The 24,236-nt window shown below is 41.6% G+C and carries 24 protein-coding genes; 10 read left to right on the top strand and 14 right to left on the bottom strand.

Annotated elements, in window-relative coordinates; genetic code table 11:
• Positions 1-12: 12 nt before the first annotated feature.
• The 3 genes from lysA to IAR63_RS13000 all read left to right on the top strand — a co-directional run bounded on the left by lysA (position 13) and on the right by IAR63_RS13000 (position 3,199).
• Positions 13-1,419 carry a diaminopimelate decarboxylase gene (gene lysA / locus IAR63_RS13010; RefSeq protein WP_187705565.1) on the top strand — a complete coding sequence of 469 codons (1,407 nt, stop codon included), beginning with the start codon at positions 13-15 and terminating at the stop codon, positions 1,417-1,419.
• Between the two features lie 98 nt (positions 1,420-1,517).
• Complete coding sequence (gene cdaA / locus IAR63_RS13005; RefSeq protein ID WP_187705564.1) at positions 1,518-2,453, top strand: diadenylate cyclase CdaA; 936 nt, start codon at positions 1,518-1,520, stop codon at positions 2,451-2,453.
• Positions 2,450-3,199, top strand: a complete 750-nt coding sequence (locus IAR63_RS13000) for an isoprenyl transferase (protein ID WP_187705563.1) — start codon at positions 2,450-2,452, stop codon at positions 3,197-3,199. The genes cdaA and IAR63_RS13000 overlap by 4 nt, the downstream gene beginning before the upstream one ends.
• Positions 3,200-3,201: 2 nt before the next feature.
• On the opposite strand, the gene IAR63_RS12995 is transcribed toward IAR63_RS13000, so the two are convergent.
• The 8 genes from IAR63_RS12995 to IAR63_RS12960 all read right to left on the bottom strand — a co-directional run bounded on the left by IAR63_RS12995 (position 3,202) and on the right by IAR63_RS12960 (position 13,330).
• Complete coding sequence (locus tag IAR63_RS12995; RefSeq protein ID WP_006277619.1) at positions 3,202-3,468, bottom strand: DUF3143 domain-containing protein; 267 nt, start codon at positions 3,466-3,468, stop codon at positions 3,202-3,204.
• A 24-nt stretch (positions 3,469-3,492) separates the two neighbouring features.
• Positions 3,493-3,960 carry a J domain-containing protein gene (locus IAR63_RS12990; RefSeq protein WP_187705562.1) on the bottom strand — a complete coding sequence of 156 codons (468 nt, stop codon included), beginning with the start codon at positions 3,958-3,960 and terminating at the stop codon, positions 3,493-3,495.
• Between the two features lie 84 nt (positions 3,961-4,044).
• Complete coding sequence (locus tag IAR63_RS12985) at positions 4,045-5,022, bottom strand: DnaJ C-terminal domain-containing protein (protein WP_187705561.1); 978 nt, start codon at positions 5,020-5,022, stop codon at positions 4,045-4,047.
• A gap of 56 nt (positions 5,023-5,078) precedes the next feature.
• The gene (dnaK, locus tag IAR63_RS12980) at positions 5,079-7,148 is read right to left on the bottom strand and encodes a molecular chaperone DnaK (protein WP_187705560.1); all 2,070 of its coding nucleotides are present in this window, start codon (positions 7,146-7,148) and stop codon (positions 5,079-5,081) included.
• Positions 7,149-7,253: 105 nt separating this feature from the next.
• Positions 7,254-8,957, bottom strand: coding sequence for a beta-carotene ketolase CrtO (crtO, locus tag IAR63_RS12975; RefSeq protein WP_187705559.1), 1,704 nt, complete (start codon positions 8,955-8,957; stop codon positions 7,254-7,256).
• A 241-nt stretch (positions 8,958-9,198) separates the two neighbouring features.
• Positions 9,199-10,680: a glycogen synthase GlgA gene (glgA, locus tag IAR63_RS12970; protein ID WP_187705558.1), complete on the bottom strand. Its 1,482-nt coding sequence runs from the start codon at positions 10,678-10,680 to the stop codon at positions 9,199-9,201.
• 105 nt (positions 10,681-10,785) lie between these two features.
• The gene (locus tag IAR63_RS12965; protein WP_187705557.1) at positions 10,786-12,066 is read right to left on the bottom strand and encodes a vWA domain-containing protein; all 1,281 of its coding nucleotides are present in this window, start codon (positions 12,064-12,066) and stop codon (positions 10,786-10,788) included.
• A gap of 7 nt (positions 12,067-12,073) precedes the next feature.
• Positions 12,074-13,330 (bottom strand): vWA domain-containing protein, encoded by a 1,257-nt coding sequence (locus IAR63_RS12960; protein ID WP_187705556.1) that lies wholly within the window; start codon positions 13,328-13,330, stop codon positions 12,074-12,076.
• Between the two features lie 246 nt (positions 13,331-13,576).
• Between IAR63_RS12960 and IAR63_RS12955 the strand changes: the two genes are divergently transcribed.
• The 4 genes from IAR63_RS12955 to IAR63_RS12940 are packed head-to-tail and all read left to right on the top strand — an operon-like array spanning position 13,577 to position 16,859.
• Entirely contained in the window at positions 13,577-14,266 is a 690-nt protein-coding gene (locus IAR63_RS12955) for an ATP-dependent Clp protease proteolytic subunit (protein ID WP_006277627.1), read from the top strand.
• 55 nt (positions 14,267-14,321) lie between these two features.
• A complete protein-coding gene (locus IAR63_RS12950) occupies positions 14,322-14,966 on the top strand; it encodes an ATP-dependent Clp protease proteolytic subunit (protein WP_096546095.1) in 645 nt (214 codons plus the stop codon).
• Between the two features lie 47 nt (positions 14,967-15,013).
• Entirely contained in the window at positions 15,014-15,598 is a 585-nt protein-coding gene (locus tag IAR63_RS12945) for an ATP-dependent Clp protease proteolytic subunit (protein ID WP_187705555.1), read from the top strand.
• A gap of 46 nt (positions 15,599-15,644) precedes the next feature.
• Complete coding sequence (locus IAR63_RS12940; protein ID WP_187705554.1) at positions 15,645-16,859, top strand: geranylgeranyl reductase family protein; 1,215 nt, start codon at positions 15,645-15,647, stop codon at positions 16,857-16,859.
• Between the two features lie 86 nt (positions 16,860-16,945).
• On the opposite strand, the gene rpsU (IAR63_RS12935) is transcribed toward IAR63_RS12940, so the two are convergent.
• The 4 genes from rpsU (IAR63_RS12935) to IAR63_RS12920 form a co-directional block, all read right to left on the bottom strand.
• The gene (rpsU, locus tag IAR63_RS12935) at positions 16,946-17,140 is read right to left on the bottom strand and encodes a 30S ribosomal protein S21 (RefSeq protein WP_006277632.1); all 195 of its coding nucleotides are present in this window, start codon (positions 17,138-17,140) and stop codon (positions 16,946-16,948) included.
• A 138-nt stretch (positions 17,141-17,278) separates the two neighbouring features.
• Positions 17,279-17,590 carry an RNA recognition motif domain-containing protein gene (locus IAR63_RS12930; protein WP_006277633.1) on the bottom strand — a complete coding sequence of 104 codons (312 nt, stop codon included), beginning with the start codon at positions 17,588-17,590 and terminating at the stop codon, positions 17,279-17,281.
• Between the two features lie 176 nt (positions 17,591-17,766).
• Positions 17,767-18,618: a 3'(2'),5'-bisphosphate nucleotidase CysQ family protein gene (locus IAR63_RS12925; protein WP_187705553.1), complete on the bottom strand. Its 852-nt coding sequence runs from the start codon at positions 18,616-18,618 to the stop codon at positions 17,767-17,769.
• Positions 18,615-19,481, bottom strand: a complete 867-nt coding sequence (locus IAR63_RS12920) for a sugar kinase (protein ID WP_187705552.1) — start codon at positions 19,479-19,481, stop codon at positions 18,615-18,617. Before IAR63_RS12920 ends, IAR63_RS12925 begins: the two co-directional genes overlap by 4 nt.
• 89 nt (positions 19,482-19,570) lie before the next feature.
• Between IAR63_RS12920 and rsmI the strand changes: the two genes are divergently transcribed.
• Positions 19,571-20,428: a 16S rRNA (cytidine(1402)-2'-O)-methyltransferase gene (rsmI, locus tag IAR63_RS12915; RefSeq protein WP_187707462.1), complete on the top strand. Its 858-nt coding sequence runs from the start codon at positions 19,571-19,573 to the stop codon at positions 20,426-20,428.
• A 79-nt stretch (positions 20,429-20,507) separates the two neighbouring features.
• The gene (gene rpsU / locus IAR63_RS12910) at positions 20,508-20,687 is read left to right on the top strand and encodes a 30S ribosomal protein S21 (RefSeq protein ID WP_008226419.1); all 180 of its coding nucleotides are present in this window, start codon (positions 20,508-20,510) and stop codon (positions 20,685-20,687) included.
• 77 nt (positions 20,688-20,764) lie between these two features.
• Here rpsU (IAR63_RS12910) and IAR63_RS12905 read toward each other — a convergent pair whose 3' ends face one another.
• Positions 20,765-20,959, bottom strand: coding sequence for a hypothetical protein (locus IAR63_RS12905; protein ID WP_006277638.1), 195 nt, complete (start codon positions 20,957-20,959; stop codon positions 20,765-20,767).
• Between the two features lie 110 nt (positions 20,960-21,069).
• Between IAR63_RS12905 and IAR63_RS12900 the strand changes: the two genes are divergently transcribed.
• On the top strand, positions 21,070-21,597 hold the full coding sequence (locus IAR63_RS12900; protein WP_187705551.1) for an SRPBCC family protein: 528 nt from the start codon (positions 21,070-21,072) through the stop codon (positions 21,595-21,597).
• Between the two features lie 13 nt (positions 21,598-21,610).
• On the opposite strand, the gene clpB is transcribed toward IAR63_RS12900, so the two are convergent.
• Positions 21,611-24,226, bottom strand: coding sequence for an ATP-dependent chaperone ClpB (gene clpB / locus IAR63_RS12895; RefSeq protein WP_187705550.1), 2,616 nt, complete (start codon positions 24,224-24,226; stop codon positions 21,611-21,613).
• Positions 24,227-24,236 lie beyond the last annotated feature (10 nt).

Genomic DNA, 24,236 nt, shown 5'->3' with positions numbered 1-24,236 from the left:
TTTTAATTAATTATGGTATCGACTTACCCTGTCAAGGTTCAACCTTCCGGTCATCAGTATCTATCTATTGTAGATGTTCCTACCAGTGTTTCTCCTAATCAGCAACTTCTACCTGTAAGTGCCAAAGTTATTGATCATGATTTCCTGGAAATTGGCGGGTGTGATGTTAAAACTCTGGTCCAACAGTTTGGCTCTCCCCTCTATATCCTCGATGAACTAACTGTGCGCACCGCTTGTCAACAATATCGAGACGCCTTTAATAAATATTACAAAGGACAATCCCAAGTATTGTATGCTTCTAAAGCATGGAACTGTTTAGCAGTTTGTGCCATTGTTGCTTCAGAAGGTTTAGGAATAGATGTGGTATCTGGTGGGGAACTTTACACTGCTTTAGCTGCGGGTATGAGTGCGGACAAAATCTACCTTCATGGCAATAATAAATCTTACCATGAACTGATTTTTGCCGTGGAGACAGGCTGCACAATTGTAGTTGATAACTGGTACGAATTAAAGACTCTGGTAGCTATCCTAGAGCAGGATGAACAGGACCAGGCTAAAAAAATCAGGATCATGTTACGGTTAACCCCGGGAATTGAATGTCATACCCATGAATATATCCGTACTGGACATTTAGATAGCAAATTTGGTTTTGACCCCAATGACTTACCAGAGGTATTTAGCTTTGTCAGTCAACAGTCAAGGCTATACTGTGTGGGTGTACATGCTCACATTGGTTCCCAAATTTTTGAACGTCAACCCCATCGAGATTTAGCCGCTGTAATGGTACAGTGGTTGCGTGAAGCAAAACAATACAATCTAGAATTGGCAGAGCTAAATGTTGGTGGTGGTCTGGGAATTAAGTATACCGAGTCCGATGATCCCCCAAGTATTGAAGAATGGTCTAGGGCAATTTGTGAAGTAGTTCAAAATGTTTGCGCTGAAGAAAACTTACCCTTACCTAAACTTTTGTGTGAACCCGGGCGATCGCTTATTGCTACAGCTGGTGTAACTGCTTATACTATTGGTTCAACTAAGACCATTCCGGATATTCGTACCTATGTAACAATTGACGGAGGGATGTCCGATAATCCCCGTCCAATTACATATCAATCGGTCTATCGAGCAGTGGTAGCCAATAAAATGTCTGCCCCTCTCACAGAAACGGTTACATTAGCGGGTAAACACTGTGAATCGGGAGATATTCTGATTAAAAATGTCCAACTGCCAAAAACTGAGCCAGGGGATGTGCTGGTAGTTATGACAACGGGAGCATATAATTACAGTATGGCCTCCAACTACAATCGTTTACCCCGTCCAGCAGCTGTTCTAGTAGCCAATGGAGAGGCAAATTTAATTTTGCAACGGGAAACCTATCAAGACATCATCCGACAAGATTGTTTACCGGAAAGACTCAAATAATTAGAAGTAATTGAGAGAGTCATCAAGGAGCGAGTCCCTTGTAGCTTTGGGTAGATCCTATAGAGCGGTGGTTATTAACCTTAGTTTATCCAGATGTCATGAGAAACTGGTGGAAGCAATGGCTGACGACAAACTTAGGATGGTCACAGTCCTTGCTGATTGGGACTCTGGATATTCTCTTGGTAGTCGGTTTGACATATATGATTCTGGTAATTATTAGCGAACGTCGAACATTATGGATGGTGAGGGGGTTTATTTTTTTAATGTTGGCTTCAGCAATAAGTGGAGCTTTAAACCTCCTTTTACTCAATTTTGTTTTAGAGAAGCTAGTTATTGGTTGTGCGGTGGCCATGGCCGTGTCATTACAGTTGGAATTTCGCCGGTTCCTAGAACAACTAGGAAGAGGGGAGTTTGGACAGTTATTTCAACCTCACCGATTAACAGTAACTAAATCTGACAGCGTAATTGATGAAATTGTTGATGCTATCAAAGAACTCTCCAAAAATCGTATTGGTGCTTTGTTAATTTTGGAGACTACTGAACCTATCGATGAGCGGCACTTTTCCGTACCAGGAGTAAAGTTAAATGCACAAGTATCTAAAGAACTTCTACAGACGATTTTTCAGCCTAAAACCCTATTACACGATGGAGCAACTTTAATTCGTGGTTCACGGATTATTTCATCGGGTATAATTTTACCACTTTCGGGACGTACGGCCTCCCGTCAGTTGGGAACAAGACACCGAGCAGCTATGGGAATCACTGAACGAGTAGAAAATTGTATTTGTGTTGTTGTATCAGAAGAAACTGGTTCTATTTCCCTAGCGGAACGGGGAACCTTATATAGACCACTGACAATTAGAAAGCTGAAGGAGTCTCTGGAGGTTCGTTTTTCTACTACTGTAGATCGGGAAGTCGTTGCACCTGGTGTTTTCGGTTTAGTTAGTCAAATTGCTAGTCAAATTTTTAGATTTGTTTTCCGTTTATTTAGATTACCATTATCTTTTGCCAAAAAAAATCAGACTGAAAAATGACAATACAACAAACTGAACTTCTATATTTACCTCCCGATTTAAAATCAGAATTATTGCCTAAACATGTGGCCGTAATTATGGATGGCAATGGTCGATGGGCTAAAGGTCAGGGTCTTCCTAGAATTATGGGTCACAAGCGGGGTGTGGACGCTCTCAAGAACTTGCTACGCTGTTGTAAGGATTGGGGAATTCAAGCTCTAACTGCTTATGCTTTTTCTACGGAAAACTGGAATAGACCACATGAAGAGGTGGAATTTTTAATGACTCTTTTCCAAGGGGTCCTACGTCAAGAACTACGGGAAATGGTTGAGGAAAATGTGGAAATTCAGTTTGTTGGTAATTTACAGGCCTTACCTGTAGCACTGCAGCGGGAAATCTCCCACTCTATGGCACAAACTCGGGGTAATCAAAGTATTAAGTTTACTGTGGCTACCAATTATGGTGGTAGACAAGAAATTGTACAAGCTTGTCAAGCTATTGCTCAAAAAGTTAAAGAGGGCTTATTAAACCCAGAGGAAATTTCTGAGGAGTTATTTGCTGGTCACTTGTACACAGCAGGAATTGCAGACCCGGATTTACTCATCCGTACCAGTGGAGAAATGCGCTTATCTAATTTCTTGCTTTGGCAAATGGCTTATGCAGAAATTTATATCACTGATACTTTATGGCCAGATTTTGACAGGAACCAATTCCATCAAGCTCTACGTGCTTATCAACAAAGAGAACGACGGTTCGGTGGGGTATAAAATCAAGGACCGGAAAAAACCGCTTGCTCTATATCTTTCCGACTTAGGGAATACCTAAAGGAACGTTGGATATCTTGACCATTTTCTCCCGCTTGAATGTACCTTACTGTCAGCTGCTCGATATCTAGCCATAATTCTGCCTGCCATGTTTGCTTTTTTAAACGCCAACAATGTAGTTCTGTTTCGTCTTGTTGACAACCTTGGTGCTTTAACCACTCTTCAATTTGTGGTAAAGGATGATTATATAGGGGGGTCTCTGGGGATAACATAGATAATTAAAAATCAATAAATCACTATAGATCAATGGAAAAACCTGGCTCACCTCTTATAACTGCCACTAAGATTACTAGTATCAAACAACCTATTATTGTTAGACCTAGTACAAGCAGTATAAATAGTTCTCCAGATGATAAAGGGCGATCGCTCGCCTCTAAATACATAGACTTAGAATAATCATGGGGTTTGGGAATTGAATCATTGAAATTTGTAGGTGATGGAATAACCCCAAATCTGTAATAACCAATTTTTAAATCATAACTCAAACGACGTTCAGGATTACTCAAAGTAGCATAAGCTTCGTTAATCTGCTGGAATTTAGCAGTAGCAACCTGCGCGGGAAGTTCCGTAGTATCTGGATGATAGTGTTTACTCATTTCCCGGTAAGCGCGGCGGATATCAATTACTGATGCCCAGGGGTGAAGTCCCAACAAAGTGTAATAGTTAGGGCGATCGCTTTGTACTTCTTCTCCAGTTTGATTCACAGTTGTGGTTCACCTTAATTGCACTTGGCATTTACAGAAGGGGATTATAACTTATTTCTTTCACTTAGTCAAGAACAGACCCACCTATCTGGTAGGCTTTAAGCTTTCTATTTCCCGTAACTTCTCATAAAGTTGTCTCTCCTCATCACTAATATTTTTGGGGGTGATGATTTGAATTTCCACTAATTGGTCACCACGTTTACCACCTTCCATAGGATAACCCTTGTTTGCCAACCGGAATCTTTGACCAGACCTGACTGCGGGAGGAATAGTCATTTTTACCGGACCATCTAAAGTAGGTGCTTCCACCTGGCCACCTAAAACCGCCTCACTGGGGGTTACAGGTACCTGACAAGAAATGTTAAAGCCCTCCATTTTAAATAACGGGTGAGGTTCAACAGTAATTTTTAAATATAAATCACCCCCACTAATTCCCTGATTGCGTAAGCGGATAGTTTGTCCTGTGAGCATAGCAGGTGGCATAGTCACTTCCAAAGATCGCCCATCTTCCAGGCGTATTCTTTCATTACCGCCTTGATAAGCCTTTTCTAAAGGCAAAGTCAATCTAGCTTCAATATCTCTAGGGGGAGTACGATTATTAACAGTATAAGCGACTTTAGTACGAGGATTACCAAAAGGGTCCTGAGTAGTTGTATGAGGGCTTTTCTTAGCCTCCTTACGACTACTAACACCTATAACCTGATTAATAAAACTTTCAAAATCTGGAAAATCAGCTGGATTGACACCCTGGTTACTAGATTCACTAGGGCGGTTACTACCCCAGCTCTTAGATCTAGCAGCTGTTTTAGCACCTGTAAAACCTCTTTGTTGCCAGTAGCGACTAAACTGGTCATATTGGGATCTACGAGCAGAATCGGAAAGTATTTCATAGGCCTCCCCAATCATCTTAAACTTTTCCTCGGACTCCTTATTACCGGGGTTGAGATCGGGGTGATACTGTCTAGCCAATCGACGATAAACCTTTTTAATTTCTTCATTGGAAGCATCCTTGGGCACTCCCAAAATTTCGTAATAATCACGGAAATTCTGCAAATTTTGCATAATCAGTTATCAGTGGTGGGGTAGGGAAACAGATATTTTGATTTTGGTTAGGGAATTTATAGCCAATCATCATCCTCGTCATCCCAATTATCTTGGTAACTGGGACGGGTGGGACGGGGCTCATTATTATAAGATGGGGAGGAACGGTTGTTTTGACCATAGTTCTGACCCCTGGTACTATCCCTACCATAGTCTCTGTTATAGGAACGGGATTCCCGATAGGGTTCTCTGGGATATTCTGGCTGTTTTTCTTTTTCACCCATGAAAATCTCGCGGATAGCACCAAACAAATCCTCATCTTCATCCTCAGCATAATACTCCCGCACTTCGCGATTTAGCTCGTACAGAGCATCTTGCAGGTCTGAGTAAGCCTGATCAATACCCCGGTCATCATTTTCTTTGAGACCTTCCCGCAGTTCACGACAAATATTATCAATACGCTGACGACGGTTGCGGGCAAACTGCATACCCATTTCCAAGGCCACTTCTCTTAACTGTCTTTCTGCTTGTAAGATGAGAGCCTCAGATCGAGTGCGTTTTTCCACTCTCTCTCTCCGCTCACGATCAACATCAGCAAACTTCTGAGCATCCTGAATCATTCTGTTAATTTCGGATTCACTTAAAGTAGAAGCACCTTGAATAGTAATACTTTGTTCCCTACCAGTGGTGCGGTCTAAGGCCATGACCTGCAAAATACCATTAGCATCTATATCGAAAGATACTTGAATTTGAGGTATACCTCGAGGAGCGGGAGGGATGCCATATAACTTAAACCTTCCCAAGGATTTATTATCCGACGCCATTTCCCTTTCACCCTGAACCACATGAATTTCCACACTGTTTTGATTATTTTCTGATGTGGAAAAAATATCGGACCGCCTAACGGGAATAGTAGTATTACGGGGAATCAGTTTTTTCATCAGACCGCCAATAGTTTCCAAACCTAGGGAAAGAGGAGTAACATCCAAAAGTAGAACATCTTTCATTTCCCCAGCCAGAATCCCTGCTTGAATGGCCGCGCCCACAGCTACTACCTCATCCGGATTAACATTCTCACTAGGTTCAATGCCAATTAAATCCCGCACTAGCTGCTTCACCATTGGCATTCGGGTAGACCCTCCAACTAATACTACCTCTTCTATATCCACAGGTGAAATTCCGGCATCTTTAAGTGCCCGTTTAACTGGGTTACGAATCCTAGTGAGTAAATCACTACATAAACCTTCAAACTGGGAGCGAGTTAGTCTAGTTTCCAGATGTTTTGGTCCATCCTCTGTTGCAGTAATAAAAGGCAGATTAATGTCCGTAACACTCACATTAGAAAGTTCAATTTTTGCCTTTTCCGCTGCTTCCATTAAACGTTGTAAAGCTTGTCTATCCTTTCTTAAATCTACCTCTTCTGTGGCTAAAAACTGTTCCGCTAACCAATCCACTATTTTTTTGTCAAAATCATTACCACCTAACTGAGTATCACCACTAGTGGATTTAACCTCAAACACACCATCACCCACGTCTAGTATGGAGACATCAAAAGTGCCACCCCCCAAATCAAAAACAAGTATGGTTTCCAAATCACCTCGTTCTAATCCGTATGCTAGGGAAGCAGCAGTAGGTTCATTAAGAATACGCAGCACCTCCAACCCGGCAATTCTACCAGCATCGCGGGTGGCTTGCCGTTGAGAATCATTAAAATAGGCAGGCACGGTGATTACGGCCCCAGTGACGGGTTGACCCAAATAGCGACTAGCATCAGTGGCCAATTTCTTCAACACCATTGCCGAAATTTCTTCCGGGGCAAAGTCCTTATTTAATCTGGGACAGGCAACCTTAATATTGCCCATTTCATCCTTACGAATGGTGTAGGGTACACGCTTAGAATCGGGATTCAGTTCTCCATATCTACGTCCAATAAATCGTTTGACGGCAAAAAACGTGTTTTGGGGATTGAGAACTGTTTGCCTTCTGGCCATTTGTCCTACAACTCTTTCACCTTCCTTGCTGAAACCTACAACTGAGGGAGTAGTTCGCATACCTTCAGCATTAGCAATCACCACCGGCTTGCCACCCTCCATCACGGCGACTACTGAGTTGGTTGTACCCAAGTCGATGCCGACTACCTTGCCCATGGGTTTTTTTTCTCCTGTTTTCTGTTCAACTAGATTTATATGATATTATTCTATTATGGTGGTTTTGCCATTGTCCCCCGTTTACTCGGCATCAATTGACCCAGGTTAACTAATGCCAAACACAGAAGCCATGGTAGACTTGATGGAGTTTCCCGCGTCTTTAAGGGTCTGGGTAAGGGGATGTTTGGACTGGAGAAACACCTTGGCACAATTACGTCCGGGCATTCCCGAAATGGATCCACCAGGATGGGTTCCCGCACCCGTTAAAAATAAATTGTTAATAGGAGTTTTATAATTGGCCAATTCCGGTAGGGGCCTAAAGAATATCATTTGGTCTAAGGTCATGTCAATATGATAATAATTACCTTTATAAGCTCCTAGTCTTTCCCCCAATTCGGCTGGACTTTCTACCCTTCTAGCAATAGTGGCGGTTTTCACATTAGGAGCATAGGTGGCCAACTTTTCTACCACTTTATCTGCTACCCGATTTTTTAATTCATCAGTCCAACCTGTTCCCTTTATACCCTTACCTTGGGCATTGGCAATTTGATAGGGGGCAAAAAATTCAATCCACACCGTGTGTTTTCCCTCTGGAGCTAAACTGGGGTCTAAAAAGCTAGGCACTACCACGTACATGGACGGGTTGCTGTCGGGAATTTCCCCCAAAGTGCATTTACTATGAGCTTGTTCTACATGATGCATGGAGTCCGCAATTAGAATGGACCCAGCCAAATATTCATCTTTATGTTCATGGTAGGGGAAACGTAAAGGCTCATCCAAGGCTAAATCTATCTTTAAAATAGTTTCATTATTGTTGACGATCCGTCTTTCTAATCTTTCTCGCAGTTGGGGATCCGCATCGTCTACTTCGGTGGGATCGACTAGTTGTAAAAACAATCGTTGAGCATCAATGTTAGAAATTACTCCATATTTAGCACGATATTCCTTACCACCAGCTACCCGCACGCCCACGGCTTCACCATTGTCAATGAGGACTTTTTCTACCAACTGATCCGTGAGGATTTTACCTTGCTTAGCAGTAACTAAATTTACTAGTGCCTTGATTAAAGCACCCGTACCTCCCCGGGGTCTACTCATTCCTGGGTGGTGACGCATGGACATCATCATTACGCCTATAGCTAGGTTTTTTTGCGATGGTGGTGCTCCCAGTTCTGATGCTAGTCTTGATAGGGGAGCTTTTAAAAACTCTTCATCAAACCATTCGTTTAAAATATCTTCTGCACTTGTAAGCATGGTGCGAATAAAATCTAAACTTTTTTGAGTAGAGCCAACAACAGAAAATAAATCTTTGAATTTTTCCAGATTGTAGTTACCAAAAATCTCTACAACTGATTTTGGTGGAGCATTAAAAATGGGCATCATGGCATTAATTACTCTTTGCCAATATTGAGTAAATTCTGCGTATTTTTTAGCGTCCTTGGGACTGTATCTGGCGATTTCCGCGCAGGTTTTTTCTAGGGATTTATGAGCTAGGAAGTACTTACCATCTGGATGGGGACAGAAAACCACTGGATCGCACTCTAGATATTCCAAACCATATTTTTCTAGCTCCAATTCTTCCACCACTGGACCTAGGTGAATAAACTCATGGTCAATGGCACAAAGATTAAATTTAAACCCTGGTGCTTGGTCTGGAATACATTCCTCTGTGGTAGCTGCACCACCGGGAACGGAACGCTTTTCTAGTAGTAGAACACTATAACCAGCTTTGAGCAGGTAAGAGGCACATACTAAACCATTGTGTCCAGCACCAATAATTATTACATCATATTCATCTTTATGGTTCATGTAGCATTAATATACTAATTAATATATACTGCGTGTAAGTAGGTAAGCACAACTATTTGTAGGACGGGTTGAAGTATGAAACCCATCCTATATTTAATTCCACCCACCCACTTAGTTTACTGTAAGTATTCTAACTCAAGTGTTATAACCCAAGTATGGTAACTCAAAAATAGAGTTGTTGGAGAGGGGAGTTGACAAAAAAACTTCCCCCTCCTACCTTATATCAGAAGATTTACCAAATTTACCATTTGTGTCTTATCCAATCATAGATCTCTAAGTATTTTTTCCCGGGAAGATTCCAGGAGTAGTCATACTGCATACCCTGAATGGCCAACTTTTCAAACTCCTTTGGTTGCTCCTTCCATAGGTCAATAGCTCTACCCATGGCTGACTCTAGACCTTGATCGTTTTGGTTATAAAACACGTAACCATTACGCCTTTCTGGGGGTAGGTTTTTTTCGTAATCTCTGTCAAAAACCGTGTTTACTAATCCACCCACACCTCTAACTATGGGAACTGTGCCATATTTTAACCCAATCATCTGAGTTAATCCACAGGGTTCATAATTACTGGGGACAACTATCATATCCGATCCCGCATAAATTAGATGGGATAGTTCTTCGTTAAATCCTAGTTCTAAATGAACATCTGGGTTACTATTTAAAAATTGTTTTTCATGTTGAAAATGAGCGTTGATTGCTGGTTCGGTGGCTGAACCTAAAAGTACAAATTGCGCTCCTTGATTTAGGGCATAATAAATGGCATGGTGCACAAGATGTACACCCTTTTGATTATCCAAGCGACCAATATAGGCGATGATGGGTTTGCTATCATCATCCTGTAACATCAGTCGTTCTCGTAAGGCTTTTTTGTTATAGGCTTTTTGCTCAAAATCATCCCAGCTGTAATTATGAGGAATATAACGGTCAATTTCCGCATTCCAAAAGTCATAATCAATACCGTTTAGAACTCCACTAAATTTGTCTTTTTGCAAATACAATGTGTGTCCCAGTCCGCAACCTACTTCTGTGGTTTGTGCTTCTACAGCATGATTTGGTGAAACTGTGGTGATGGCATTGGCATAGTTGATCCCCGCCTTCATAAAGTTGATGGCAAAGGGGTTAAAGTTATCTCTTAGTTTATCGTACTGAAAGTAATATTCCGGTCGGTTTAAGTTGGTTGCTTGCAGGGTTTCTACACCCCCCATTCCCTGATGTTTAAAGTTGTGAATGGTGTAGCACACTCTTTGATATTCCATGCCATGGTATTTATAAATTTCATACAACATGACGGGAATTAGTCCGGTTTGCCAGTCGTGACAATGAATTATGTCTGGCCTTTTATTACTCTGTAATAAAAACTCCAGGGCGGCTTTACTGAAAAAGGCAAATCGCATATTGTCATCATTACAACCGTAGTAACAACCCCTATTAAAGAAGTTGTCTTGACTGTGGGGTTGAATGAAGAAACACACTCTACCATGTACCCAACCACAATATACTGAACAGTGAATTGCTGCGCCAAACCAAGGCACCCACAAATTTAAATAAGCATCATGTAATCCCCATACATGGTCATATCGCATACAGTCGTACATGGGTAGTATTAGTTCAACTGTATTTCCCCTCCCTTCCAATTCCCTGCTAAGTCCGTAGACAACATCCCCTAACCCCCCAGCTTTAATTACTGGAGCGCATTCTGAGGCAATTTGTACTATGTACATTCCTAGCCCTCACTTCACAAAACTTTATTTAATATCATTTAATAATATATAGTAATTATTACTCATTTGCATTCTTGTTTTTATCCCCATCTCTGACTAATCCATCTAATCCATTAATATTGTTTTAGAAGCAATTCTCGTTTTTTTCCGCTCCCCATCTGTAAGTTCTTCTCCATTTTGCAGACGGGTCGCAGAACTCTGTAATACGGTTGCACCACGACTGTCACCAATTTGTAATGCTGTCTTGGCAGCTGTTTGTAACATGGTTATCGCTCCTGTGCGATCGCCTGATTCTAGTTTTGTTTCTGCGACTTGGGTTTGGCGATATTTGGCTAATGCTAAAACTGAATTTAATACGTCTGGATTATTGGCTGGCTGGTAAGTTTTGGTAACATTAGCATATACTGGGATAAGGGGTGAAAGGATAGCTTCTTTATTCACAGCCGGATTATCGTAACGAACTTGAATATGTCCAATTATTTGCTCACCTTCTGGCAAGCTACCTAAATAAATATTTGCTAACACTCTCCGTGTTCCGTCTTTCATTAAATCTCCCAACCGAAAGACAAAGGTGCCATTGGGTTCTGTACTAATTGGCAATTCAATGGTTTCTGGAGCGACTTGGGCCACTGGTTTGAGCTGAGCTAGTCGCACACCGGGAACCAGGGATAATAACAAATGGGCGTTAGTCAATCCCACGGATTGAATGCGTTTAAATATCCGGTTAAACTGCTCTATAGCTTTTTGCGGAGTTTCTATGTAAGCTAGAGTACCTCCGCCAGCATCGGCGATTTTTTCTAGCAGATCCTGATTCCATTGATCACCAAAGCCAAAGCTGTTAATAGTGAGATTGAGTCTGGCAGCTTTTTGTGCTAGTTCCAAACAGCGTTGATTGTCATTTGGTCCTATTTGCAACCGCCAAATTTTGAACCCATTATCACCATACCCATCTGTCAGTAGAAAAGCGTGAGAACAAGCACCTTTACTTCCTTTGAGTAGTTCTGTAATTCCCAGGGAAAGTCCCTCACTAATTATGGTCCCTCCCCCAGCTTTTAGTTGGTTGTGTAGCTGAGATTTAATGGTTTTTGGGTCTTTAACTATCTGATTGGGAATAATTACTTCCCCACTCCCAGCAAAAGCCACAATGGCAATTCTATCCCCAGACTGGAGTTGGTCTATTAACTGCTCTACTGCATGAATTACCATGCTCATAGATTCACCATGCATAGACCCACTTTTATCTAAAATCAGACACAAATTCAAGGTTAAACTGGTGTCTAGTTCATCAGCAATGGCCGAAATGGAAACTTCTAGTTGACGCTGACTATTGCCTTGGGAAGCGTCTATATTAGTGTTGTTCAGTGCAGACAGTAGTTGAATTTTCATTGAAGGTTTATGTAGAGGTAGGATCCTGTAATACGGTCTTTGAGACAATTTTGGTTTTCTTGCGATCGCTTGCTGACAAATCCTCTCCAGCTTGTAAACGAGTTGCATAATTTTGTAGTACCGTCCCTGCATTAGCATCACCCATTTGCAAAGCTGTTTTTGCGGCCGTTTGTAACATAGTTGCTGCTCCCAAACGGTCTCCCTGCTGCAATCTATCTTCTGCTAACTGGGTTTGACGATACTTAGCTAAAGCTAGAATGTAGTTTTGCACTTTTGGACTAATATTTTCTTGGTAGGTGCGTTCCACGTTGACATACACTGGTAGATTTGAGGAATATAATCCGGTTTTATCTACAGAAGGATCATCGTAACGTACTTGTACATTAGCGATCGCCTGTTGACCTTCGGGCAATTGTTCCAGATAAATATTAGTTAATATCACCCGTTCCACATCTTTCATTAAATCTCCTAACCTAACCGCAAACCGTCCATCTGGTTCCATTTGCACTGGTAATTCAATCGTATCTGGAGCCACTTGAGCAACAGGTTTAAATTCAGCCAAACGCACATTTGGTGCTAGTGAAAATAACAAACAAGCATTAGTCAGTCCCACAGTTTGCATTCGCGTCAACAAACTATTAAACTTATCCATTGCCTGATCGGGGTGTTCAATATGAGATAAACTTCCCAGTCCAGCGTCAGAAATTTTCTCCAAAATATGCTGATTCCAATTATTGCCAAATCCCAAGGTGTTAACAGTCAAATTATAATCAGCAGCTAACTGGGCAAATTTTAAACAGCGATTATTGTCACCATGTTCATTTTCCCCATCTGTGAGCAAAAAGGCTTGGGAAATAGTATGCTTTCTTCCCTTAGCCAACTCCTCAATTCCCAATCGTAATCCCTCATCAATGGATGTTCCCCCATTTGCTGACAGACGATTAATTTGTTGTTTAATGTAATCTCTATTTACAACAGTTTGATTAGACAGCAATACTTCTGCCCGGTGATTAAACACCACAATGCTTAATCTATCCTGATCCCTAAGCTTATCAACCAGTAACCAAGCAGCTCGTTTGACATTTTCCACAGGTTGGCCCTTCATGGAACCACTGTGGTCTAAAATCAAACATAGGTTCAAAGGGACTCTTGAATCTATAGTTTCTCCAACAGCGGAAACAGAAATAGCCACCAGGCGTTGACTACCAGATTTACTGGCATCCACATTAGTATTATTGAGACTGGGCTGTAAATTGACCTTCATAAACCATTATCCTAAACAGATTATATACTAAATAATTTCACACTGAAGTAGATGTAATACAGAAAGGTATGGGAAAAAGGATCTAATCAAACTCCGCTACACAAGATAATTCTAACCTCGACTCAACTCATGCACCATTAACTAAATCTTAGAACTAATCTTAGTGGGCAAATAATTCACTAATCTGAGGATCGCGCTAGGATGTAATACATACAGTTAAGAATATAGACTCAGGCAATTTAGTTCATGGAAACTTCTCCCATCAAAGCTGTCCAAACCTCCTACTACAGCGACAACTGGTACCGCACACCACCACCAGACCTAGCCTCCCTACTGCTAAAGGAAAGAATAGTCTATCTGGGCACACCCTTGGTTTCTCCAGACGAATATAAACGCCAAATGGGGGTTGATGTCACCAAGTTGATTATTGCCCAACTACTGTATCTCAAGTTTGACAACCCAGACAAACCCATCTTTTTCTACATCAACTCTACAGGTACATCTTGGTACACTGGAGATGCTATTGGCTATGAAACGGAAGCCTTTGCCATTTGTGATACCATAGACTACATTAAGACTCCTGTACATACTATCTGTATTGGTCAGGCCATAGGTACAGCAGCACTAATTCTCTCCTGTGGCACTAAAGGGTTTCGTGCCAGTTTGCCCCATGCTACAATAGTTCTCAATCAACCCCGTAGCGGTACAAGAGGTCAAGCTACGGATATTCAAATTTATGCCAAGGAAGTCCTGGCCAACAAAGCGGCAATTCTAGATATTTTCTCCAAAAACACGGGACAGCAACCGGAAAAAATCTCTAAGGATATGGAAAGAATGTTCTATTTGACTCCACAAGCTGCCAAAGAATACGGTTTAATAGACCGTGTTTTGGAAAGTATGAAGGATTTGCCTAAGCCCCTGCCCATACCTGTTTAGAACGAAAACTAACCCCGGTTGCTGCCCAAATCTCTAGTCGTTTTTTATTATCCGTATGTCCGTCAATGCCGCCCTCCGAGTCCCCTATAACATTCCCGGTAGTAATTCCTGGCAATGGGTAAATATATACACCCGTATGGCTCAGGAACGAATTTTGTTTTTGAATCAGCCACTCACCACCGATCTGGCCAATTCTCTTATTTCTTCCCTGCTGTATCTTGACTCAGAGGACTCAAGCAAACCTATCTACCTTTACATCAACTCCTTTGGTGATCCTGTTATGGCTGGTATGATTAGTGAGATGGCGGGAATGGAGTCCACAAATGCTTGTTTGGCAATTTATGATACTATCCAACACGTTAAATCAGAAATTGTTACCATTTGCTTGGGACAAGCTGTATCTATGGCTGCTTTGTTGCTTTCCTCTGGTGCCAAGGGCAAACGGGTGAGTCTACCCCATTGCAGTATTGCTTTGGCACAGTTCCGCAGCGCTACCCGGGGTCAAGCTACGGATATTCAAGTGAATGCACAGGAGGTTCTACGCAAAAAATCCCTGATTCTGGATATTTTTTCCCACAATACTGGACAGTCTCGCGAGAAAATTGCTCAGGATAGTGAGCGTATTTTTTACATGACCCCTCCAGAAGCTAGGGAATATGGGTTAATTGATCGTGTCTTAGAAAATACTAAGCAGCTATAACCCACAGATAAAGTACGTCTAAACCCTAATTATTCTATTAAACTGTCATGCCCATTGGTATTCCCAAAGTTCCCTATCGTCTTCCTGGTAGTAATTACGAGCAATGGATTGATCTAGAGGATCGTCTATTTCGGGAGCGAATTATTTTCCTCACTGAAGAGGTAGATGATGGTATAGCTAATGCCATTGTTGCCTATTTGCTTTACTTAGATTCCGATGATCAGACCAAGCCGATTTACCTGTATATCAATTCTCCTGGTGGATCTGTAACTGCAGGAATGGCAATTTATGATACTATACAGTACATTAAATCGGAAGTCATTACAATTTGTGTTGGTTTAGCTGCTTCCATGGGATCCTTCCTCCTATCTGCTGGAGCGAAGGGTAAACGTTTAGCTCTACCCCATTCCCGAATTATGATTCACCAACCTTCCGGTGGTACTCGTGGCCAAGCTTCTGACATTGAAATCGAAGCTAGGGAAATTCTACGTATCCGTCATCAGCTCAACCAAATTTATGCTGACAATACTGGTCAAGTCCTATCTAAAATTGAAAAGGATATGGATAGGGATTTCTTTATGTCAGCCCAAGAAGCCAAAGAATATGGTTTAATTGACCGTGTGATCGAATAAACCACTTGGGGAATGGGGACTTTACAACACCGGGGGTAAATTTGCTGTGTTAAACTACGATGTGATTGTCTGTGGAGCAGGTCCAGCCGGTACAACGGCAGCATGGATGGCAGCTAAAACAGGACTTAAAGTAGCGCTAATTGAAAAGTACCCTCTACCACGTCACAAGACATGCGGTGGAGGAATGCCTGCTGTATTAGGGAATCTATTACCTGATTTAGTCCCGGAAGCAGTAGTGGCTTGTCAAGTCAACTATATGCGGCACACATGGAAGTTTGACCATCCAATTTTAGGTGCAATTAACCCACCGGGGAGCGAACCAGAATTCAAGTTGTGGATGGTGCAGCGTTCAGTATTTGATAATGCCTTAGCGCGACAAGCAGCACAAGCAGGAGCGGATTTACGGGATGGACTAGCAGTTAAGTCTTTAGAAATTGACTCCCATGGTGTCATTGTTCGTGCCCGATCTTTTAAGAGTGATAGTGGAATAGGAGGGGGGGAATTTGTAGCTTATGCTCCTTATGTGATTGGAGCAGACGGAGCTAATGGGATCACAGCCAAAATAGCTAACTTGAGACGAGAGAGGACCATGGCCCTGGCCATGGAGGTGGAATACCCTTATAATTGGACGCAGGATCACCCCAAGGATCTACGTCCAGATGTGATCCACTTGGAATACGGTGCTGTTCCTAATGGCTATGGGTGGATCTTCCCGAAAGAAGACCATTTGAATGTGGGGGCGGGACTGTTTCGACCCGATCGCCGTGACTGTCGTAGTGACCACAGCATTCGTGACCAGCTCCAGCAGGCTATCTGTCAGTATCTAGACTTTATGGATATCTCTTACAACCCAGAATTAATCCGTTTTCATGGTCATCCTTTACCCATATGGGATGGTAGGGAAAAATGCCACACTCCTGATGGCAAAATTCTTTTAGCTGGGGATGCTGCGGGACTAATTAATCCCTTTTTTGGGGACGGAATTTTACATGCGGTTAAAAGTGGAATGCTTGCAGCTGAGTGCGTTGCTACAAACACCACTTCTAGTTATACCCAGCGAATTCACCATGAGTTTGCTGCTAACTTTGACGCGGCACTGCAAATGGCGCGATTTTACTATCAATGGCCTCACTTTTGCTACCAGCAAATAGTTACTCGCCCCACCGCCACCCATATTGCCGCTCGTTTGCTCTATGGAGAAACTCCTTTCCATCAAATTGCGGAGCGAATGATAGGCAAAATGCGCGGTTTGATGTTTTAGTACAATAGTAGAACTATTTAGGATTTGTTTATATTATATATGAGTATTCCCCGTACCTTCCGGTCGGGGAGTGCTTCAAACCGCTACTACTTCAAGCGAGTTCTTTGCTGACGACGTTGCTTGTGTCTAGCTATTGCTTTTCGCTTTTCTTTTTCTAATGGGGTTTCAAAATGACGGTTTTTGCGCATGTCCTGGAAAATTCCCGCTTTGGAAACTTCCCGCTTAAACCTACGCAAAGCTGACTCAATTCCTTCATTTTCCCCTAAAACTACTTGTGTCATTATTGTTGCTCCTTTTTAGTTAATACTTACAAACTAGACAGTAAAAATGCCGAAGGCAAGTTCTAACAGGTACTGAACTGAGTCCATAACCTTTACAACCCCATATTTAAAAATCTTTCCTTACAGGATTAATCAGGATTAATAACGACGGTCGCGACCACCACCGCCAGAACGTCCTCCTCCCCAAGTACCCTGGGAAGATCTTTCTTCACGGGGTCTAGCCTTGTTTACTTTTAGTTGTCTACCCATCCATTCTGCACCATTTAAAGCATCAATTGCTGCGTTCTCTTCAGCTTCACTGGACATATCTACAAAACCAAACCCCCGTGGACGACCTGTTTCCTTATCAGTAGGTAGCTGCACTTTGCTCACGTTGCCATATTTAGAGAAAGCACTTTTCAGATCTTCTAATGTCACATCATAGGACAGGTTTCCAACATAAATCGACATAAAGTAATGGTCTCCCAAACCGACAGTGTAGAGAGTTAGATTCGGAGAGACGCATTAAAGTAATTTTAAAACGAATTACTCAACCGAAAATAATTCTTTTATCCGTAAGTATAGCATAGTTTTTGGCGATGAACTTAAAAATGAGTAACATTTTCTCAAAAAGTTTTGCTTTAGTGCTATGTTGCAAATTCAGTTAATATTTCTTTGGCTTTCTGGGATAGTATTTCATGTTCCGGAAAGTTACTAGCCAGTAAACAACCCCATTGGTTCACATCACCGGTGTTATATTCTAAGGGACTGCCATCTAAATGAGTAAATTTACCTCCTGCTTCCGTTAAAATTAGTTCGGGAGCAGCTATATCCCAGTCCTTGGGGGCGGACTTACCGGAGAGGGAAATGTAAACGTCTGCTTGTGCTTCAACAATAGCGGTCACTTTGCAACCCACACTACCAATAGCTTTTTGTTGTTTACAAGGAAGATTTGCCAGTAAATATTCTAACCTCTCATTTCTGTGGGAACGGGTGACTACCAGAATTAAATCTTCTATTAGTTTGTTGTTACTTACTTTTAGTTGCTGGCAGCCATTGGCTGTTTCCATAAAAGTACCACCACCTTTGGTAGCATAATAGATTTTTTCTGCTTCTGGTATAGCTACAACTGCTAAAATTGCTCTGTTGTTTTGTACTAAAGCAATATGTAGGGCATATTCTCCGGTTTTACCAATAAAATCCTTTGTCCCATCTAGGGGGTCTATAATCCAAACCAATTCTGCAGGGTGTTGACCCGGTTGACTTTTATAAGTTTCTTCACAGATATAACCAAATTTTTCTTGACCAAAAGCTGCTTGCAACCGTGAGAGTATGTACTCACTAACTGCCAGATCTGCTATGGTTACAGGAGCATCCTGTTCATATTTAATATCTAGGTTTCCATCCCCCACGGTTCCCCGATAATAGGACCTGAGTAGGTTGGCTGCTCCCCAGCTGACTCCACGAGTGATTTTTAGTATGTGTTGTAAATCGATCACGGTTTTTGCTCCTCCATCCACCGCCGTGTGCCAAATAGTTCACAGGATTTAGCTGCAATTTGACTGGCTAATGCCAAGGCCATGGTAAAACTAGATTGTAGAATGTAATGGCAAAAAGCACCATGGAAAATATCTCCAGCGCCCAAGGTGTCAACAGTTTTGATTTGAGGTACATGGATAGAACCTGTTTGACCAATGCTATAATACTCTATAGGTTTTTCTCCTTGGGTGATTGCTATATAGGGAATGTTAAATCCCATGAGATAGGTAAAAATATCTTGACGGGTTTCACATGGAGGAGGTTGAAAGTTGGCTGAACAAATGGCATAGTCGATATAGGGCAAAATTTCTTCCAGTCCTTCTTTCCAGCTACCTCCATCCATGACAATGGGAATGTTCTGATTTTTGGCCTTCATGACGAGGGTTTTACTGGCAACCATTTGATGTCCATCAATTAAAATTAGATCTATACCCTCTAATATGTTGCTGGGAATTGAGCTGATCTCCCCAGGACTTTTGACCGCATTCAGGGAAATTACTGCCCGCTCCCCTGTTTGTTGGGTAACAATAATTGAGGATACGGGAGGCGGTGTGTTTTTATGAGGATATAAGTCGATTATTTTGACTTCATAGTTGGCTAAGTCTGTGCTAATTAATTTTGTCAGATGATGGGAACCTAAAACACCTAAAATTGTAGAGTTATTATCTAGATAACTAAATGTAACGGAAGCGTTGGTTGCAGGCCCACCAGCTGCTACAGTATAGTCCATGGCAACTAATTTTTGATTATTCTTAGGTGGTGATTCGGCTAGGTAAATTAGGTCCAGGGTGATTAAACCAATAAATAAAGCAGATTTTTTCATCGGAAATCATGGGTATCAAACCGTTTGATGGATAAACATGACATTTGGGTAGGCGTTCTCCCCTGAGTAGTTGTTTGGAAATGAAATTTATGCAAGCTGAACCAAAACCGGGAACATTATATATCGTTGGCACTCCCATTGGAAATTTGGAGGATATGACCTTTCGGGCGGTACGAATTTTACAAGCTGTGGACATAATTGCAGCGGAAGATACTAGACACACAGGAAAATTATTACAGCATTTTCAAGTTCACACCCCCCAAATCAGTTATCACGAACATAATCGCACTGGCCGCATTCCCGAAATTTTGACCTATTTACATTATGGTAAGGCGATCGCCTTGGTGAGTGATGCGGGAATGCCAGGAATTTCTGACCCAGGTCATGAGTTAATTACAGCTTGTATCGCTGCAGGAATTGATGTTGTTCCTATTCCCGGTGCTACAGCGGCTATTACGGCTTTAAGTGTTTCTGGGTTGGCAACAAGTAACTTTGTTTTTGATGGATTTTTACCGGCTAAGCGTCAGCATAGACGAGAATATTTGGAAACCTTGTTAACGGAAACTAGAACTTTGGTGTTTTATGAATCACCCCATCGGTTAAGAGAGACACTGGGGGATTTGGGACAGATTCTAGGTGTAAATAGAACCATGGTGATGGCTAGGGAGTTAACTAAATTATATGAAGAAATTTGGCGGGGAGACATAAAAGAGGCGATCGCTTATTACCAGGAAAAGGATCCCCAGGGGGAATATACTTTAGTAGTAGCGGGAGCGTCACCGAGTCAACCTGAAATTACAGAAGCTCAACTGAGGGCTGAACTCTCACAAATAATCAAACAGGGAGTGTCTCGCTCCCAGGCCAGCAGACAGTTGGCTCAAGAAACATCTATTTCTCGCCGTTATTTGTACCAGTTAGCACTTTCTATTGACCAAGAGAGTGTTTGAAACCGGTTTGCAACCAGCTCCCTAGATTTGGGAGTAATATGACAATGGATATTATTGATAAATTGAGGACAGACCAAGAATGACCCAAGTGGTTCTAGGAGAAAACGAAGGAATAGATTCAGCCCTACGTCGGTTCAAACGCCAGGTTTCTAAAGCTGGTATTTTAGCTGACGTTAAGTATCATCGTCACTTTGAGACCCCCCTGGAAAAGCGCAAACGGAAAGCTGTGGCCGCCAGACGGAAACGCCGTTTTAAATAAGTTTATTATATAGCCTAGCCACCTGCCATGCACCCCCAGTGGATGCCGCAGGTTGGCTTGTTTAATAATACACAAATTTAAAATCGCCACCATTTTGTTTGTAGGTAGCTTAAAACACCAATTGCGATCGCCCCCAAAAATAATAGTCCAATGACGCCACCGGGTAGAAAAGTAATAATTCGTAAACCCCTAAGTATGAACAAGGCTATTCCCATACCTATAAGGATACCCACAAACTGAGTTAACTGACGATTGAAAGAAGATTGTTTCACTTAACTATTCCTGAAACTGATTCTGCTCAAATCATATCCAGAAAATCCACTCAGCAGAATGTAATTAATTGGAGAGGTATGTAACAACTATTGTAGCTAGGCGGAAATATATGTTTTTGAGTCAAGACAAACAAAAATCACTCATGGAGGGGGAAATCCTAGTACAAACTCGCCCCCATAATGCTTGGGGTGGTGCTGTCACTGCTTCCATGTATTTACCTTTAGTGCGTTCTTATGTGTGGGAGCAAATAACACAATATTCACGGTGGGTACAGTATTTTCCCGATTTGACTAAAAGCGAAGTCATATCCAAGGGAAATAGTAGTAAAGGAAATGTTAAGTTTTTATACCAGAGTGCCCAGAAGGCCTTCTTATTTTTCACAGCTGAAGTAGAGATTTATCTAAGTGTGGTAGAAGTTTTGGGAAAGCAAATACAGTTTAGGATGGAGAGAGGAACATTTGAAGATTTTTATGCCAACCTACAATTTCAGGATATGGGAAATGGTACCTTACTAATATATATGGTAGAAGCAACACCAAATATTCCTATTCCCTCCATGTTAATTGAACAGGGAATGTGCTGGGGATTACCGGATAACCTGCGCAAAATGCGGCAATTTTTGTGTAGTCGAGTGTGAGCGACTGTACAAATTAACCGGGGACTCCCACGGATAAACGACTGAAAGCTAGACGTTCGTTTTGGACATGGACAAAAATTGTATCCCCTTCATCAAATTCACCCCGCAAGATGGCCTTAGCAATTTGAGTTTCTAACTCTCGTTGGAGAGCACGTTTAAGTGGTCTAGCACCATATACAGGGTCATATCCAACTTCCGCTAAAAAGTCCAGAGCGGATCCAGAAAGTTCTAGAGACATTTTCCTGTCACTTAATCTTTCTCTAAGTCTTTGTACCTGTAGTTGTACAATTTTCCGTAACTCGGACTTTTGTAAACTGTGGAAAATAATAATTTCATCAATACGATTGAGGAATTCAGGACGGAAACTATTTCTCATGGTTTCCATAACTCGATGGCGCATTTCATCGTAGCGGGAATCATCTCCAGCAACATCAAGAATATACTGGGAACCGATGTTACTGGTCATGATAATAATCGTATTTTTAAAATCCACGGTTCGACCTTGGGAGTCAGTCACCCGACCATCATCTAGGATTTGCAGAAAAATATTAAATACATCTGGGTGAGCTTTTTCAATCTCATCAAATAAAATTACCGCGTAGGGACGACGACGAATAATTTCTGTTAGTTGTCCACCCTCTTCATAACCAACATAACCAGGAGGAGCACCAATTAGTCTAGAAACTGTATGCTTCTCCATATATTCTGACATGTCAATTCTCACCAAAGATTCTTCCGTGTCAAACATATAAGCAGCTAGGGCCTTAGCTAGTTCTGTTTTACCCACACCCGTAGGTCCCAGGAAAATAAAACTGGCAATGGGACGATTAGGATCTGCAAGTCCTGCACGGGAACGTTGAATCGCATCCGCTACCGCAGTTACAGCTTCAAATTGACCAATTACACGCTGGTGCAGTTCCTCTTCTAAATGCAGTAATTTTTCTTTTTCTGATTCGACTAATTTGCTAATGGGAATACCAGTCCACTTAGAAATAACCTCCGCAATATCCCCGGGAGTCACTTCTTCTCGTAATAAAGATTTACCAGTTCTTTGGGTATTAGCCAGTTCGGTTTCGATATTTTCCAATTGTTGATTGAGGTTAGCCAGGTTCCCATATTTCAACTCAGCAGCACGATTAAGATCATAATTTCTTTCCGCTTGTTGAATTTCTAAATTAACCTTATCAATCTCCTCCTTAATTGATTGAATTTTGGTGATAATATCTTTTTCTGACTGCCATTGAATCCTCAAAACTGCCTGCTCTTCTTTGAAATCAGCCAGCTCCTTTTCTAACCTTTCTAAACGCTCACGAGAAGCAGGATCGCTTTCCTTTTGTAAAGATAACTTCTCCATTTCTAACTGGAGAATTTTGCGGTCAATTTCGTCTAATTCTTCCGGTTTGGAGGTAATTTCCATTTTTAATCTGGCAGCAGCTTCATCCACTAAATCAATGGCCTTATCCGGTAAAAAGCGATCGCTAATATAACGACTAGATAAAGTAGCAGCAGCAACCAAAGAACTATCAGAAATCCTCACACCATGATGCACCTCATACCTTTCCTTTAACCCTCGGAGAATAGAGATTGTCTCTGGTACATCTGGTTGATCAACATAAACCTGTTGAAAGCGTCTTTCCAAAGCTGCATCTTTTTCGATATATTTCCGATATTCATCCAAAGTTGTGGCTCCAATACAGCGCAATTCCCCTCGTGCCAACATTGGTTTTAAAAGGTTCCCCGCATCCATTGCTCCTTGGGTAGCACCCGCACCAACCACCGTGTGAATTTCATCTATAAATAATACAATATTGCCACCGGATTCAGTAACTTCCTTTAATACGGCCTTGAGTCTTTCTTCAAATTCGCCCCTAAACTTAGCCCCAGCAATTAAAGCTCCCATATCTAAAGCGATGAGTTTTCTATCTTTTAAAGATTGGGGTACATCCCCGGCGACTATTCTTTGAGCTAACCCTTCAGCAATAGCTGTCTTACCCACTCCTGGTTCACCAATTAATACGGGATTATTTTTAGTTCTGCGGGAGAGAATTTGAATGGTTCTCCTAATTTCATCATCCCGACCAATCACCGGATCTAGCTGACCTTTTTTAGCTGCTTCTGTGAGGTCACGGCCATATTTTTCCAGTGATTGATATTTTCCCTCTGGACTTTGATCTGTCACTTTTTGACTCCCTCGAATTTGTTTAATAATATTTTTTAATTTTCCCTCATCCAGACCCGCTTCTTGCAATAGATTTTTGCCAAACCGATCGTCTTTACAATATCCCAATAATATATGCTCTACAGAAATATATTCATCTTTGAATTCCTGACGATATTTTTCTGCCCGATCCAATAATGTATCTAAACTCCGTCCTAAATATACGGATGTGCTAGTTCCTGATACTTTAGGCTGACGAATAATAAATTGCTCAGTATAATCTCTGATTTTTTTAATATTGGTTCCAGCTTTGGTAAAAATTGCATTCCCCAATCCATCTTGTTCTAACAAGGCTTTCATTAAATGCTCACTTTCTAGCTGTTGTTGTTGGTACTGTTTAGCTATATCAGGAGTGTGAGCAATAGCTTCCCAGACTTTTTCTGTAAATTGGTTAGGATTATTTGGCTGCATATTTTTTCAT

This window comes from Cylindrospermopsis curvispora GIHE-G1, assembly GCF_014489415.1.
Classification (GTDB): domain Bacteria; phylum Cyanobacteriota; class Cyanobacteriia; order Cyanobacteriales; family Nostocaceae; genus Raphidiopsis; species Raphidiopsis curvispora_A.
The sequence above is the reverse complement of the archived record's forward strand: the minus strand, read 5'-3'. Positions and strand labels throughout refer to the sequence as shown.

Coding starts and splice junctions, on each gene's coding strand:
- glgA (WP_187705558.1), bottom strand. CDS start 10,680: ATGTACATAGTACAAATTGCCTCAGAATGCGCTCCAGTAATTAAAGCT.
- lysA (WP_187705565.1), top strand. CDS start 13: ATGGTATCGACTTACCCTGTCAAGGTTCAACCTTCCGGTCATCAGTAT.
- IAR63_RS12965 (WP_187705557.1), bottom strand. CDS start 12,066: ATGAAAATTCAACTACTGTCTGCACTGAACAACACTAATATAGACGCT.
- rsmI (WP_187707462.1), top strand. CDS start 19,571: ATGCAAGCTGAACCAAAACCGGGAACATTATATATCGTTGGCACTCCC.
- IAR63_RS12995 (WP_006277619.1), bottom strand. CDS start 3,468: ATGTTATCCCCAGAGACCCCCCTATATAATCATCCTTTACCACAAATT.
- IAR63_RS12960 (WP_187705556.1), bottom strand. CDS start 13,330: ATGAAGGTCAATTTACAGCCCAGTCTCAATAATACTAATGTGGATGCC.
- IAR63_RS12900 (WP_187705551.1), top strand. CDS start 21,070: ATGTTTTTGAGTCAAGACAAACAAAAATCACTCATGGAGGGGGAAATC.
- cdaA (WP_187705564.1), top strand. CDS start 1,518: ATGAGAAACTGGTGGAAGCAATGGCTGACGACAAACTTAGGATGGTCA.
- dnaK (WP_187705560.1), bottom strand. CDS start 7,148: ATGGGCAAGGTAGTCGGCATCGACTTGGGTACAACCAACTCAGTAGTC.
- IAR63_RS12945 (WP_187705555.1), top strand. CDS start 15,014: ATGCCCATTGGTATTCCCAAAGTTCCCTATCGTCTTCCTGGTAGTAAT.
- clpB (WP_187705550.1), bottom strand. CDS start 24,226: ATGCAGCCAAATAATCCTAACCAATTTACAGAAAAAGTCTGGGAAGCT.
- IAR63_RS13000 (WP_187705563.1), top strand. CDS start 2,450: ATGACAATACAACAAACTGAACTTCTATATTTACCTCCCGATTTAAAA.
- IAR63_RS12950 (WP_096546095.1), top strand. CDS start 14,322: ATGTCCGTCAATGCCGCCCTCCGAGTCCCCTATAACATTCCCGGTAGT.
- IAR63_RS12955 (WP_006277627.1), top strand. CDS start 13,577: ATGGAAACTTCTCCCATCAAAGCTGTCCAAACCTCCTACTACAGCGAC.
- IAR63_RS12930 (WP_006277633.1), bottom strand. CDS start 17,590: ATGTCGATTTATGTTGGAAACCTGTCCTATGATGTGACATTAGAAGAT.
- IAR63_RS12985 (WP_187705561.1), bottom strand. CDS start 5,022: ATGCAAAATTTGCAGAATTTCCGTGATTATTACGAAATTTTGGGAGTG.
- rpsU (WP_008226419.1), top strand. CDS start 20,508: ATGACCCAAGTGGTTCTAGGAGAAAACGAAGGAATAGATTCAGCCCTA.
- rpsU (WP_006277632.1), bottom strand. CDS start 17,140: ATGACACAAGTAGTTTTAGGGGAAAATGAAGGAATTGAGTCAGCTTTG.
- crtO (WP_187705559.1), bottom strand. CDS start 8,957: ATGAACCATAAAGATGAATATGATGTAATAATTATTGGTGCTGGACAC.
- IAR63_RS12920 (WP_187705552.1), bottom strand. CDS start 19,481: ATGAAAAAATCTGCTTTATTTATTGGTTTAATCACCCTGGACCTAATT.